The sequence below is a fragment of the Microbulbifer guangxiensis genome (assembly GCF_021729075.1).
Taxonomy (GTDB): Bacteria; Pseudomonadota; Gammaproteobacteria; order Pseudomonadales; family Cellvibrionaceae; genus Microbulbifer; species Microbulbifer guangxiensis.
The window spans coordinates 494,831-507,991 of record NZ_JAJSAQ010000004.1; the positions used below are offsets into that span (position 1 = coordinate 494,831).

The 13,161-nt window shown below is 56.3% G+C and carries 16 protein-coding genes; 2 read left to right on the top strand and 14 right to left on the bottom strand.

What is annotated here, in order from left to right:
• Positions 1 to 14: 14 nt before the first annotated feature.
• The 5 genes from phoU to LVD12_RS11840 all read right to left on the bottom strand — a co-directional run bounded on the left by phoU (position 15) and on the right by LVD12_RS11840 (position 5,539).
• The gene (gene phoU, locus LVD12_RS11820) at positions 15 to 719 is read right to left on the bottom strand and encodes a phosphate signaling complex protein PhoU (protein ID WP_237067914.1); all 705 of its coding nucleotides are present in this window, start codon (positions 717 to 719) and stop codon (positions 15 to 17) included.
• 40 nt (positions 720 to 759) lie between these two features.
• Positions 760 to 1,638: a phosphate ABC transporter ATP-binding protein PstB gene (gene pstB, locus LVD12_RS11825; RefSeq protein ID WP_237067915.1), complete on the bottom strand. Its 879-nt coding sequence runs from the start codon at positions 1,636 to 1,638 to the stop codon at positions 760 to 762.
• Positions 1,639 to 1,663: 25 nt separating this feature from the next.
• Entirely contained in the window at positions 1,664 to 2,950 is a 1,287-nt protein-coding gene (gene pstA, locus LVD12_RS11830; RefSeq protein WP_237067916.1) for a phosphate ABC transporter permease PstA, read from the bottom strand.
• Positions 2,943 to 4,322: a phosphate ABC transporter permease subunit PstC gene (gene pstC, locus LVD12_RS11835; protein ID WP_237067917.1), complete on the bottom strand. Its 1,380-nt coding sequence runs from the start codon at positions 4,320 to 4,322 to the stop codon at positions 2,943 to 2,945. The genes pstA and pstC overlap by 8 nt, the downstream gene beginning before the upstream one ends.
• A 164-nt stretch (positions 4,323 to 4,486) precedes the next feature.
• Positions 4,487 to 5,539 carry a PstS family phosphate ABC transporter substrate-binding protein gene (locus LVD12_RS11840; protein ID WP_237067918.1) on the bottom strand — a complete coding sequence of 351 codons (1,053 nt, stop codon included), beginning with the start codon at positions 5,537 to 5,539 and terminating at the stop codon, positions 4,487 to 4,489.
• A 178-nt stretch (positions 5,540 to 5,717) separates the two neighbouring features.
• Here LVD12_RS11840 and LVD12_RS11845 point away from each other — a divergent pair, with 178 nt between their 5' ends.
• On the top strand, positions 5,718 to 6,296 hold the full coding sequence (locus LVD12_RS11845; RefSeq protein WP_237067919.1) for a TRAP transporter small permease subunit: 579 nt from the start codon (positions 5,718 to 5,720) through the stop codon (positions 6,294 to 6,296).
• A complete protein-coding gene (locus LVD12_RS11850) occupies positions 6,293 to 7,654 on the top strand; it encodes a TRAP transporter large permease (protein ID WP_237067920.1) in 1,362 nt (453 codons plus the stop codon). The genes LVD12_RS11845 and LVD12_RS11850 overlap by 4 nt, the downstream gene beginning before the upstream one ends.
• A gap of 174 nt (positions 7,655 to 7,828) precedes the next feature.
• Here the strand turns inward: LVD12_RS11850 and LVD12_RS11855 are convergent, their stop codons facing one another.
• The 9 genes from LVD12_RS11855 to LVD12_RS11885 form a co-directional block, all read right to left on the bottom strand.
• Positions 7,829 to 8,227: a hypothetical protein gene (locus LVD12_RS11855; RefSeq protein ID WP_237067921.1), complete on the bottom strand. Its 399-nt coding sequence runs from the start codon at positions 8,225 to 8,227 to the stop codon at positions 7,829 to 7,831.
• 80 nt (positions 8,228 to 8,307) lie between these two features.
• Positions 8,308 to 8,562, bottom strand: a complete 255-nt coding sequence (locus tag LVD12_RS11860) for a hypothetical protein (RefSeq protein ID WP_237067922.1) — start codon at positions 8,560 to 8,562, stop codon at positions 8,308 to 8,310.
• A gap of 104 nt (positions 8,563 to 8,666) precedes the next feature.
• On the bottom strand, positions 8,667 to 9,104 hold the full coding sequence (locus LVD12_RS11865; RefSeq protein WP_237067923.1) for a hypothetical protein: 438 nt from the start codon (positions 9,102 to 9,104) through the stop codon (positions 8,667 to 8,669).
• A gap of 720 nt (positions 9,105 to 9,824) precedes the next feature.
• Positions 9,825 to 10,283 (bottom strand): hypothetical protein, encoded by a 459-nt coding sequence (locus LVD12_RS11870; RefSeq protein ID WP_237067924.1) that lies wholly within the window; start codon positions 10,281 to 10,283, stop codon positions 9,825 to 9,827.
• 136 nt (positions 10,284 to 10,419) lie between these two features.
• Positions 10,420 to 10,848 (bottom strand): hypothetical protein, encoded by a 429-nt coding sequence (locus tag LVD12_RS11875; RefSeq protein ID WP_237067925.1) that lies wholly within the window; start codon positions 10,846 to 10,848, stop codon positions 10,420 to 10,422.
• 488 nt (positions 10,849 to 11,336) lie between these two features.
• A complete protein-coding gene (locus LVD12_RS16275; protein WP_369413385.1) occupies positions 11,337 to 11,627 on the bottom strand; it encodes an IS3 family transposase in 291 nt (96 codons plus the stop codon).
• A 2-nt stretch (positions 11,628 to 11,629) separates the two neighbouring features.
• A complete protein-coding gene (locus LVD12_RS16280) occupies positions 11,630 to 12,181 on the bottom strand; it encodes an IS3 family transposase (protein ID WP_369413387.1) in 552 nt (183 codons plus the stop codon).
• An 8-nt stretch (positions 12,182 to 12,189) separates the two neighbouring features.
• Positions 12,190 to 12,498 carry a transposase gene (locus LVD12_RS11880; RefSeq protein WP_237067926.1) on the bottom strand — a complete coding sequence of 103 codons (309 nt, stop codon included), beginning with the start codon at positions 12,496 to 12,498 and terminating at the stop codon, positions 12,190 to 12,192.
• 214 nt (positions 12,499 to 12,712) lie between these two features.
• Positions 12,713 to 13,161: hypothetical protein (locus LVD12_RS11885; protein ID WP_237067927.1), on the bottom strand; the 449-nt coding region annotated here is incomplete at its 5' end.

The window sequence follows — 13,161 nt, forward strand, 5'->3', positions numbered from 1 at the left end:
TTTCTGCCCATTTCTTAACGGACCTTTTTCAGTTTGTCCTCATGCCCATGTCGAATGTCCGCCCCCTCGACCAGATACACCACCTGCTCGCAGATATTCTTGGCATGGTCGCCGATCCGTTCCAGTGAACGCAGGGTCCAGAGCACGTTGATCACACGGGAAATGCTGCGCGGGTCCTCCATCATGTAGGTCACCATTTCACGCACGGCACTGCGGTAATCCATATCCACCTGCTCGTCTTCCGCCAGCGTGCTCATGGCCGCCTGCACATCGAAGCGGGTGTAGGCATCGAGGGCATCGTTGAGCATCTTGCGCACCGCGTTGGCGATATGGCGGATCTCGGTATAGCCCTTCGGTGCTGTGCCCTCGTCGGTCAGCGCGATGGCCATCTTCGCCACCTTGCTGGCCTCATCGCCGACGCGCTCCAGATCGCGGGCGATACGGATGATGGACATCACCATGCGCAGGTCAGAGGCAGCTGGCTGGCGCTTGGCAATGATCAGCGTAGCGTGCTCATCGATGGCCATCTCCCGCTTGTCGATCTCTTCCTCGATGCGCAGGACTTTCTCAGCTAACTCGCTGTCGGCGTTGGCCAGGGACTCCACCGCATCGGCCACCTGGCGGGTAACCAGGCCGCCCATCTCCAGCATCTCGGTCTTGATGCTCTCGAGGTCCTCGTTGAACTGGCGGGATATGTGTTGATCGAAATGCATTTCCATAATTCGTTCGCTTCTCTTAGCGCAATAGTAGTCCAACCGATCAGCCGAAACGGCCGGTGATGTAGGCCTCGGTGAGCTCGTGCTGCGGGTTGGTGAAGACGGTTTCCGTATCGTTCACCTCGACCAGGTGGCCCAGGTGGAAGTAAGCCGTGCGCTGGCTGACCCGCGCCGCCTGCTGCATGGAGTGGGTGACGATGGCGATGGTGTAGTTCTTGCGCAGCTCGTCGATCAGCTCCTCGATGCGGGCAGTCGCAATCGGGTCGAGGGCCGAGCAGGGCTCGTCCATCAGGATCACTTCCGGGCTGACGGCGATTGCGCGGGCGATACACAGGCGCTGTTGCTGGCCGCCCGAGAGGCCGGTGCCGGGTTTGTCGAGCCGGTCCTTCACCTCGCTCCAAAGGCCGGCGCGGCGCAGGCTGTTCTCGACGATTTCATCCAGCTCCGCACGACGGCTGGCGATACCGTGGATCTTCGGCCCATAGGCGACGTTCTCGTAGATCGACTTGGGGAACGGGTTCGGCTTCTGGAACACCATGCCCACCCGTGCGCGCAGCGGCACCACATCCACCTTCGGGCCATAGATGGGTTCATCGTCCAGGGTCAGGTCACCCTCCACGCGACAGCCCTCGATGGTGTCGTTCATGCGGTTCAGGCAACGCAGGAAAGTGGACTTACCACAACCGGATGGGCCGATCATGGCAACCACTTCGTTGCGGCCGATATCCAGGCTGACGTTGTGAATCGCCTGAGTCTCGCTGTAGAAGACATTCACGTTGCGCATCTTCAGCTTGGCATTGTCGCAGAAGGGGGCGCCCACGGTTTCGCGAACTTTAATCTGGCTGTCCACAGTCTCGTTTTCCAGGGTTTGGGGCTTGGCCGGCGCAGTCATGCCGGTGGCTTCCAGAGTCATGGTGTTCATCACATCGATCCCAGTCTATCAGCCGCTACCAGCGGCGCTCGAGTTTTTTGCGCAGCAGCACTGCACTGGCATTCATCACGATCAGGAAGCTCAACAGCACCATGATCGCGGCGGAGGTGCGCTCGACAAAGGCGCGCTCGGGGCTGTCCGCCCACAGGAAAATCTGTACCGGCAGTACCGTGGCCGGGTCGGTGATGCCGCCCGGCACATCGACGATAAAGGCCACCATGCCGATCATCAGCAGCGGTGCCGTCTCGCCCAGGGCCTGGGCCATGCCGATGATGGCACCGGTGAGCATACCCGGCATCGCCAGCGGCAACACATGGTGCAGAACCACCTGCATACGCGAGGCGCCCATACCCATCGCCGCTTCGCGAATAGACGGCGGCACAGACTTCAGGGCCGCACGGCTGGAAATGATGATCGTCGGCAGCGTCATCAGGGTAAGCACCAGGCCACCAACCAGCGGTGCCGAACGCGGCAGCTCGAAGAAGTTGATGAAAATGGCCAGGCCCAGCAGGCCGAACACGATGGACGGTACTGCAGCCAGGTTATTGATGTTCACCTCGATCAGGTCAGTCCAGCGGTTCTTGGGCGCATACTCTTCCAGGTAAATGGCCGCGGCCACACCGATGGGGAAGGACAGCGCCAGGGTCACCAGCAGGGTGAGCAGCGAGCCCACCAGTGCCGCGCGGATACCCGCCTGCTCAGGCTCACGGGAATCACCATTGGTGAAGAACGTGGTATTGAACCGTTTCTCGAGCTGGCCACTTTCTTTCAGGGACTGCACCCAGGACGCCATCTGGTCGGAGGTGCGGCCACGGAATCCCTCGGCGGAGTCGTCGAGACTCTTCACGAAAGTGTCCACATCGTCGTCCGCCGCAAACCACAGGGTCTCGGTCTTGCCGAGCAATTCCGGGTTGGCCTGCAGCCGGTCGCGCAGAGTAAAGGGCGCACCGGTGGACACCAGCGTATTGAGCTCCCGTTTTTCACTGCGGCTGCTCACATCCGGGAAGCGCGCACGCAGGGCTTCGCGCACCACCCCGGTAAAGTTGGCCCAGGTCAGGCTCTCCTCGTTAACCTCTTCGATACCCAGCACCGCCGGGTCGTAGGTGATCTCCAGCTGCACGGCGGTCTGCACGAAGGCGCCGCTGCCCTTACTGATAATGTCGGTAAAGAGCAGCAGAACCGCGAACACGCCGAAAGCAATACTGGCGATACCGAGGCCGCGAAACAGCTTTTCCTTGCGATGGCGGCTGCCGAGGCGCTGCTCGATCCGCTCGCGCACCTGTGCTTGTGTCAGATCAGTCATACTGTTCCCGATATTTTTTCACGACGTGCAGGGCGATAAAGTTCAGAACCAGGGTGGACAGGAACAGCATCAGGCCCAGGGCGAAGGCTGCCAGGGTCTTCGGGCTGTCAAATTCCTGGTCACCCACCAGCAGGGTCACAATCTGCACCGTGACCGTGGTGACGGATTCCAGCGGGTTGGCAGTCAGGTTCGCGGCCAGCCCTGCGGCCATCACCACGATCATGGTTTCACCGATTGCGCGGGATACCGCCAGCAGCACCCCACCGACGATGCCCGGCAGCGCCGCCGGGATGACCACCTTGCGGATGGTCTCCGACTGGGTGGAACCGAGGCCCAGCGCACCGTCACGCAGGGACTGGGGCACCGCATTGATCACATCGTCGGACAGGGACGATACGAAAGGAATGATCATCACACCCATGACCAGGCCGGCGGCGAGGGCACTCTCACTGGAGGCCTGCAGGCCGACGGCTGCAGCCGCTTCACGCACGAAAGGGGCGACCGTCAGGGCGGCAAAGAAGCCGTAGACCACCGTCGGCACCCCGGCCAGGATTTCGAGCACCGGCTTGGCGATCGCACGTACGCGCTTGCCGGCATATTCGGCCAGGTAAATCGCCGACATCAGGCCTACCGGCACCGCGACGAACATGGCAATGGCAGAAACCATCAGCGTACCGGTAAAGAGCGGCACGGCACCGAAGGCACCACTGGAACCCACCTGGTCCGCGCGCAAGGCCATCTGCGGACTCCAGTGCAATCCGAACAGGAACTCCGTCACCGGCACCGACTGGAAGAAACGCAGGGATTCGAACAAGACTGACAGCAGAATGCCGACGGTGGTGAGGATCGCAGCCGAGGCACAGCCGAGCAGGATAATCCTGAATACCTTTTCCACCTTCTCGCGGGCGCGCAGCTGAGGTGAGAAGCGCAGCATGGCAAAGGCACCGAGGCCCACAGACAGGATCAGCACCATCAACGTCTGTAGCAGCTGCGCACCGTTGCGCAGGTCGGTCAGCCGCTCGGCCGCCGCTGCGACCTGAGGCGTTGCTTCACCGAAAAGGTTACCGGCAGCCTGGTTCTGGATCTGGGCGTAGAGCAGGTCGCGGCCAGCAATGGTCTCCGGCATGTCGGCGACCCCGTTCATGACCAGCGCACGGATAATCGGCTCGTCGAATACGAGCCAGACCGCCAGCAATAACAATGCCGGGAGACCGCACCACAGCGCCGTGTGGGTACCGTAGTAACTTGGCAGGGCTGCCAGCTTGCGCATGCCGCCGCGCCCCCGGGCTGCGGCCGCCGCGCGACTGAAGCCGGTGCCGTAGGCAATCAGTACCAGCAGCAACAGCAGGGCAAATAGGGTAGGTGTCTGCATCGAAACCCCGTGCGTTCGGTTGTTATCCAGGCCGCGGATTATCCCGGCTCTTTCAGGCTTTTTATGGCCGCAAAAGGCGGCACCTCAATGACGAGAAAAGCCAAGCCCTTGCGGGCTTGGCTGGTAAATCCATCTACCTGTTCTTGTCGAAATCTTATCGAAACTTATTTCTGGGCCAGGTTGCTCAGGGCATTCATTTCGCGAACATTCTTGGCCACCTGCTGGCGCTTGGCGGTAGGCAGCGGAATCATGCCCTTGTCCGCCAGGTAACCGTCTTCACCCCAGGCGCGCTCGCTGGTGAACTCAGCCAGGAATTGTTTCATGCCAGGGATGACGCTCGCATGGGCTTTCTTCACGTAGATGAACAGCGGGCGCGATACCGGGTAGCTCTGCTCGGCAATGCTGTCGAACGTGGGCGCGTGACCCTCGATGACAGAGCCGTGCACCTTGTCGGCATTCTGGTCCAGGAAGCTGAAGCCAAAAATACCCAGGGCATTGGGGTTGGCCACCAGCTTGTTGACGATCAGGTTGTCGTTCTCACCGGCTTCGATGTAGGCGCCGTCTTCACGCACGTTGTGGCAGATGGACTTGTAGGCGTTCTTGTCCTGGTCTTTCTTGGCCGCGATCCAGTCGAACTTCTTGCAGCCACCTTCCATTGCCAGCTCAGCGAAGGCGTCGCGGGTACCGGAAGTGGGGGGCGGGCCCAGGACTTCGATCTTCACATTCGGCAGCGCCGGGTTGACGTCTTTCCAGGTCTTGTAGGGGTTCGCGACCAGGGTCTCGGAGCCGTCCGGATTCGGCACTTCCTTGGCCAGGGCCAGGAAGATGTCCTTGCGGCTCAGCTTGTAAGTCTCTGCACTCTTGGCATTGGCCAGCACGATGCCGTCGTAGCCCACCTGGACTTCAATGACGTCGACGCCGTTCTCTTTACACATGTCCAGCTCGGACTGCTTGATACGGCGGGAAGCACCGGTGATGTCCGCGGTGCTCTCACCCACACCCTGGCAGAACAGCTTCATGCCGCCGCCGGTGCCGGTGGATTCCACGACCGGAGTCTTGAACTGGGTCGCGCGGCTGAAACGCTCCGCCACAGTAGTGGTGAACGGGTAGACGGTGGAGGAACCGACGATGCTGATATGATCGCGGGCCGCGGAGGCCGCCTGGGAGGCGGCGATGGTCAGGGCCGCCAGGGACGTGGCCAGAATTCGTTTGTTCATTGGATAACTCCAGTGTGTGCGTATGTTTCAGCGGCGATGCTAGGAACAACGGGTGACGATTCTATGAATGAAATGTGACAAACAGGTTACATGTCGCCCGTTGCCGCCACTGGCACCGGGCTGGCGCCGGCGGTAGTCTTGGCACACAGAACAATAAGATGTAGAGAGAAAAGTCCCCATGCTCCCCCTGGTACGCATCGCCCGGCAACTTGACCGGCTGGCCACATCGATCGGCAGCCTGCTCGGCTGGTTCACCCTAGCCATGGTGCTGCTGCAGAGTGCCGTGGTTCTCCTCCGTTACGGTTTTGACGGGGGCTCAGTGGCCCTGCAGGACGCGGTCCTGTACCTGCACGGCGCAGTCCTGATGCTCGGCCTCGCCTACGCCCTGCATACCGATGCCCACGTACGGGTGGATGTCTTCTACCGGCGCATGTCGGCCCGCGGCCGCGCCTGGGTGAACGCAGTGGGCACGCTAGTCTTCCTGCTGCCCCTGTGTGCCTTCATCATCCTCGGCAGCTGGCACTTCACTGTGGCCAGCTGGGCCGTGCGCGAAGCCAGCTCCAGCGCCGGCGGCCTGCCCGGCATCTTTCTGTTGAAGAGCCTCATTCCCCTCTCCGCGCTGACCCTGGGGCTGCAGGGCATCGCCCAGCTGTGCCGCGCCCTGGGGGAGCTGATGCAGGAGGAATCACTGCCGCCGGCCCGCGACAGGGTACCCGAGGAGCCCCTGGCAAAGGCCGTCGAGGAGGTGGGCGCATGATGGAGCTGGTCCCCCTGCTGATGTTCATGGCCGTCTGCGCCGCGCTGATGTTCGGCTATCCGGTCGCGTTTACCCTGGGTGGCACGGCGCTGCTGGCGGCGGGCCTGGGCATCGTCTTCGGTGGCTTCGATGCGGAGCTGCTGCGGGCCTTTCCCGACCGCCTGTTCGGCATCATGCAGAACGGCACGCTTATGGCGGTGCCGCTGTTCGTGTTGATGGGTGTGATGCTGGAGCGGGCACGGATCGCCGAGGAACTGCTGGTCAACCTGGCCAAAGTGTTCTCGCGGGTGCCCGCGGGGATGGCAGTGTCGGTCGTGGTGGTGGGTGCGCTGCTGGCGGCCAGTACCGGCATCGTCGGTGCGACGGTGGTGACCATGGGTCTGATGTCCCTGCCCACCATGCTCAACCGTGGCTATTCGCCGCGGCTGGCCACCGGCACCATCTGTGCCACCGGGACCCTGGGTCAGATCATCCCCCCGTCCATCGCCCTGGTATTGCTGGGCGATACCCTGTCCAACGCCTACCAGCAGGCACAGCTGTCGGCCGGTATCTTCAATCCGCAGCCGGTCAGTGTCGGTGACCTGTTCGTGGGTGCCATCATCCCGGGCCTGTTGCTGGTGGCGGCCTACATCATCTATCTGCTCTTTGTGGCCCGGCGCGAGCCGGCGGTGGCCAAACCGACCGCGGAGAGTGTCGACCTGGCCGAGACCCTGAAGAGCCTGGTGCCGCCCATCGGGCTAATGGTGTTGGTGCTCGGTTCCATCATCACCGGTGCCGCAACCCCAACCGAGGCCGCCGCCGTCGGCGCCCTGGGGGCTGGTCTCCTGGCGGTGAGCCGCGGTGCGCTCAACTGGGACCGCGCCGGTGAAGTGGGGCAGAGTACGCTCAAGGTCACCGCCATGGTATTCGCCATCCTGATCGGTGCCTCACTGTTCTCGCTGGTGTTCCGCGGCTACGACGGCGAGGAACTGGTGACCCAGTTCTTCAACAGCCTGCCGGGCGGCGTGGTTGGGGCCACCCTGCTGGTGATGGTGGTGATCTTCCTGCTGGGCTTTATCCTCGATTTTATCGAGATCACCTTCGTGGTGGTGCCGATCGTCGGCCCGGTACTGCTGGCGATGGGTGTGGATCCGATCTGGCTGGGCATCATGATCGCCATCAACCTGCAGACCTCGTTCCTGACCCCGCCGTTTGGCTTCGCGCTGTTCTACCTGCGCGGCGTGGCCCCGGACACCGTCGCCACCGGTGCCATCTATCGCGGCGTGGTGCCGTTTATCATGATCCAGCTGCTGGTGATGATGCTGCTGGCCCTGTGGCCGTCGCTGGCTACCTGGTTGCCCGGGTATCTGGCCAGTTGAGGGGGTCTCCGGAACTTAAAAAATCCCAGTAGAGTTATGGAGCTTGGTTGAGGGCGATGGCGCGAGAGCGCCAGTGGCCGGTTATTGTCAGCGAGCGATGATGTGTCAAAGCACCCACCGCACAGACGAGCAACCTGTTGCGAATCCAGCGCACGTAGCACGAGTTTTTAGACTTCACTCGAGCAGTTGCTCTATCTGCGATGGAGTAAGCTCATTCCTGATTCGCTCTTTCGACTTTGAAAGATTTATGTTCATGCCACCGTTACAATTATCTTCAAATTCCTCAAATGAAGAAACTCCGTTGTGCTTGAAAAGCAAACACTGCATTGCATCCCCAAAAGACTCCCTATCGCTTATTTCTTTATCAGCCAAGCAGCTATCCCTGTAAACCTTGGCTTGTAAGGTACATTCTTCGGCAGAGGCACCTTTTTGACAGCTCAGGTATCGATCATCATGACAAATAAGGATTGGCAATGAATGGTACAAATCGTCAAGAGACTGAGCCTGGCAAAGACCTGCGACCATAAAACAAACAAGCGGGAATAGTTTTCTCACGGGAATTTCAAATTTCATTTATTTCTGATTGACATAGGACTTTACCAACAGGCTTTCGCATCAGCGAGTCCCTGCCAGCTTGGCCTTGCTGTTGGTTATTACTGCAATTGCCATTTGAATTCGCCCCTGAAGTCTTCAAAGCATTCAGGGCATACCCAGCGGTCATTGTCCTCTGTGGCATAACCTTCATGTAGCGCCCCGTCTACGGCAAATTCAGCTAGCTTCTGGCCGCAAAAATCCCAGTGGTCATGGTCCCATGACTCGCGATATTTCGTATATGGCTTGCGCTGGAAGGTTAGCCCTAGAAGATATGCCTCCTGCCCTTGCCGCCGCCAGTCATCCTTGTCAGGCATTCACTGCTCCTCAATTTGCCCTGAGGGCAGATAATGAACACAGCATGTAGAGTGAAGTCTTGCAGCCAGTGCAACATAACAGTCGCTTGTTAGGCGCTGCCACGCTATATGCCCAATATTGATATATAGCCATGCTGTTTAATATTTATACTTGCCCAGTTTACTAACTCTTCGATTAGTACGCTAAGTTTCATTTTGCAATCTTGGTAGTGAGTAGCGAAATAATCTCTTGTGCCACTATAAATGAAACCTGCTTGATCGCTGATGTCGTTGAAATCCGAAGATTGCTCAATAGTGTTCTTTAATTGTAAAAGATCTGAAATGATACTTTCCCAAGCATTAAAATCAGCATCATTCATGCTGTAATGATCATAACCAGGAACATTCCTTTCAAAGATTGGCTCGATTAAGCCGAAAATTTCTTCATCAAAGAATAAGCTGGTTTCTTCCCAGTGAACTCCTTTGTATTTCCCTAGGCTTAGCTCAATGTAACAAGTTCCTTCTAATGAAGACTTATCTTTTATGATCTCGATATTTTCCATGATCTATCTGATCTTTACCGCCGCCTAACGAGGCTGTAGAAAAACTCCGGCCCCACCTCTCTGATCATAAATCACCTAGAAAATCACGTTCCTACGTGAATTCTGGACTTGTCGCGGATGGCAAAATGCAATTCAGGGCGTTCTCTACGCGAAAAATTTATCTAGCCAAGGATCTCTGGAGTTTTTCTACAGCCTGAACGCCTGGATAAGGCACGCCACGCGAGCGCGCACACTTTTGTGTTAATTTGCGAGTTGCGCAAGCAACACAAAAGTGAAGCAAAGCGTTGGGCGTCGTCCTTCATTCACTTGTTATGTTCTTCCCGCCGGCTACGACTAGTAGGGAAAGGCTCTACCGGTATGATTAACGCTACGACTAATATAAACCCCACCGCTACGACAGCACCCAAGAAAACATACCAATAATTCATGGCCATCATGCCCCAGAACATGGAAATCAAAATTCCCATTTGGAGCATTACGGTCAGCACAAGCTTCCCCCACCTCTTTGATGCCAGTGGGCGCCCACATTCCGAGCACGCAACATGAAGCCCGAGCCCAGCCGACATCTTCTTCAGCAGTGAGTATTTCTTATTTTTACATACACTGCACTTCATAAATTACCGTGAGAACATAACGCCCGGCTTTGGGGCGAACTTGGAGCTGCGACGCAGCGGAAAGGCCGTCCCAGCCCCGCAGGGGCGATAACAGCCGATTGTTAAGTCACTGGGGCATGTTATCCCACACCTTATGACTTTCTTCACCTGAACCCAGAGAGTATCGACCATCGTGCGCATAGGTTAAAACTTGACTGTTAGGCATATAGAGCATCCATTGCTCAGATTCGTCATATGGCCATGTTAAAAGCAAAAACTTTTCGGAAAACTGAAATGCCGACGCCCCACTCTCCGGCTCAAAAGATAGACTCAAAAATTCCTTATCATCCAATGCGTTGCATGCAATTTGAGTGCAATTTTTAGACTCTGAGTGGCACACCAAAGTATTGTTTTTTGATAATTTCCAAGCGCAGCAGTAAATCCAAAGGTGCCACTCTCCGCTTGGAAATGGCCGTTTCTTTACCTGGGTGCCGAATTCAAGTGTGAGGAAGCTGCCATGACCCGGCCTTGCCCCCCAAACTCGCTTTCCAACTATTTGTGAAACTACATCCTGCACAGGATTCATTCGTGCTGTACCGCCTTCCTTGACTTAACGCCCAGCGCAGGCGCAGCCAGCGCGGAGCACATTTTGTGTTAATGTTTGAGCGCCAGCAAGTAACACAAAAGGTGCGTAGCGTTGGCTGTCGCTCTGCCGCTGATTGTTATATTTTTTTCTTGATCTCCGAAAACTCGACAGGGCTCATTGGCCGCGTCGCGCATCCATTAAGAGAGAAAACACTATCGTAGTGCTTGTTAAATTTGGCAAATACTACGTAGCTTTCGCCCATCTCAAGATATGGACTTACACAGTAGCAACCATCACCAGCCATGACTTTTACTGAATCAGTGGGCGCCCCTTTTAAAATCTCAGAAATTTTGAAAGTCGCTATTTTCGAGCCGCACTTAGGACCACTGCTCTGTGTCCAGCAAATCGACTCATCATCATCTTCTACAACTGCAACCCTATCTATAACTTGGCCGTAAAAAACAATATCTGACTTTGCGTAGTATTCTGAATCTGACTCACATGAGATTTCCATTGCCCGCAAGCTAAATGAAAGAAATAGAAAAAGTATCGGGAATATTTTCATGGACTCTCTCGAAATATAACGCCGCAATCAGCAGCGGCTTGCTTTGTGTGCTTTTTGCACGAAAATTGGAGCGTAGCGACCTGCGCAAAAGGTGCGCAAAGTAAGCTGTCCCGCGGAGGGCCGGAGGCCTGGAGCAAATTGCCCGGCCTTGTTATGAGCTATATTGCCACACATTGTTCAGCCGAGTTCCACTTCAGAGCAACTGTGGAATCGACGGTGCCCGGCCTACCTTTACTTAGCTCTACCTTTTTAATAGTTTCCGCGACTATTTTGGGTATAACGACAACAGGGACTTCAAATTCAACCTCAAACCAAGGCGCTTTCTTTTGCCCTGCACACCAAACACGTAGCAAATGTACTGGCCACAATACTTCACTACAAATCCAGATGTAGTCGTTACCGTCTACGTGAATTTTTCGTGTCTTATTTTTCACGTTTAATCGCTATTACTAGGCTCTGGTCTTACCCACAAAAAGTAGACACCATAACTATGCGCATTTGCGCTCATACTCTGCTGGACTTACATAGCCCAGTGTAGAGTGCCTACGTACTCTGTTATAGAAAACCTCGATGTATTCGAACACCTCAGATCTCGCCTGACTGATGCTCTCAAAGCTCGTTGCGTACACCAGCTCAACTTTAAGACGACTGAAGAATGACTCCATCGCGGCATTATCCCAGCAATTGGCCTGACGGCTCATACTGGGGCGGCATTGGTTGGCCAAGAGCGTGTCCTGGTAGCCCTGAGCTCGATACTGCACCCCTCGGTCCGAATGCACAATCAGCCCAGGCTTCGATTCCCTCCGCGCAGTGCCATCTTCAGAGCACTCTTCGTGAGCTCTTCTGTCATTTGCGAGTCCAGTGCCCAACCCACTATTCGACGTGAGTACAGGTCCATGACCACCGCCAGATACAACCACCGGTCCCTGACCCAGATGTAAGTGATGTCGCTGGTCCACCGTCGGTTTGGCCGATCAACCTGAAAGCATCGCTTCAGCAGGTTGGCAGAGACGTTGACCTTACTCTCGACCGGCCTGCTATATCGAAAGCCTTTACCGTTCCTCGCTCGGATATGCTCTCTATGCATGATTCCAGCAATATAGTTGGTTGAACAGGGTATCCCTGCCTCAACCAGCTCCTGCGTGATCCGAGGGGCACCATAACGTGCCTTGAAGGCTTTGAAGGTATCCCTCACTTTCTCGGCAACATGCTTCTTGCGAAGAGACCTCAGACTCTCTCCTCTGCCCAACCACCGGTAATATCCAGCCGCAGATACTTCCAAACACCGACACATCAAGCGGACTGGGAAAAACCCTACATGCTCACGTATCAGCGCGTACTTTACTCTTGGTGGTTCGCAAAGTACGCAGCTGCCTTTTTTAGAAACTCGACCTCCTGGCGAGCTTCATGCAGCTCTCTCTTCAGGCGGCGTACTTCAGCGCTCTCCTGCTTGGAGTAATCGACCCCATCCAAGCTATTGAATTGCTTCTCTGAGAGCCGGTTGAACTGTCGTCGCCAGTTGTAGATCTGCTGGGCACTTACACCTAGCTCTCTAGCCACTGAAGCAGTGGTGGCACCGGGCTTTGCGGCCCGCTTGACCGCCTCCCTGCGAAACTCTTCCGTATACGCCTGAGCTCTTTTCTTACCCATGGTACACCTCCGTGTTAGGTCGAAACCTAACTATACAGGGTGTCTACTAAACGTGGGTAAGTCTTAAACATAACGCCCGCAGCAGGGGCGACCAATGCTATGCACATTTTGTGCGAAATTGGGAGCGCAGCGACCCGCACAAAATGTGCATAGCGTTGGGCGTCCCGCGGAGGCCCGAAGGGCCGTAGCATACTGCCTGCGATTGTTATGTATGTTACCCACGGACATAGACCGCGGCACTCTTTGGCGGAACCTGATATACCCAGCCCATTGATACAATGCAGTGATGGGCCAGTTCCCTCACCTTTTCCCAAAATGGGTTACTGAATAGCTGGCTTTCATCCGTATAAAGCTCTTGAAACTGCACGCCAGAGTGGCTCTCTATATATTTATCGAGATCTTCAAATGCCAACTTTTGTGAAGTTGAAGCAGAACCAAAAAATTCTCCTTCGGCGTAAGCCGCATCAAAATCTAGAACCAGCTCATCTCCTTTACAAACGAAATCAGGAAATAGGCCCGTCTGAATTTCTGGACTAGAGGCCAATGCATAGATGGCACGCTGGAGTTCACTCATAGCTCGCATACATAACGCTCGGTTTAGGGGCGGCTGGAGCGTAGCGTAAGCCGTCCCAGCCGCGTATTTCGCGGCGATTACAACCGCTT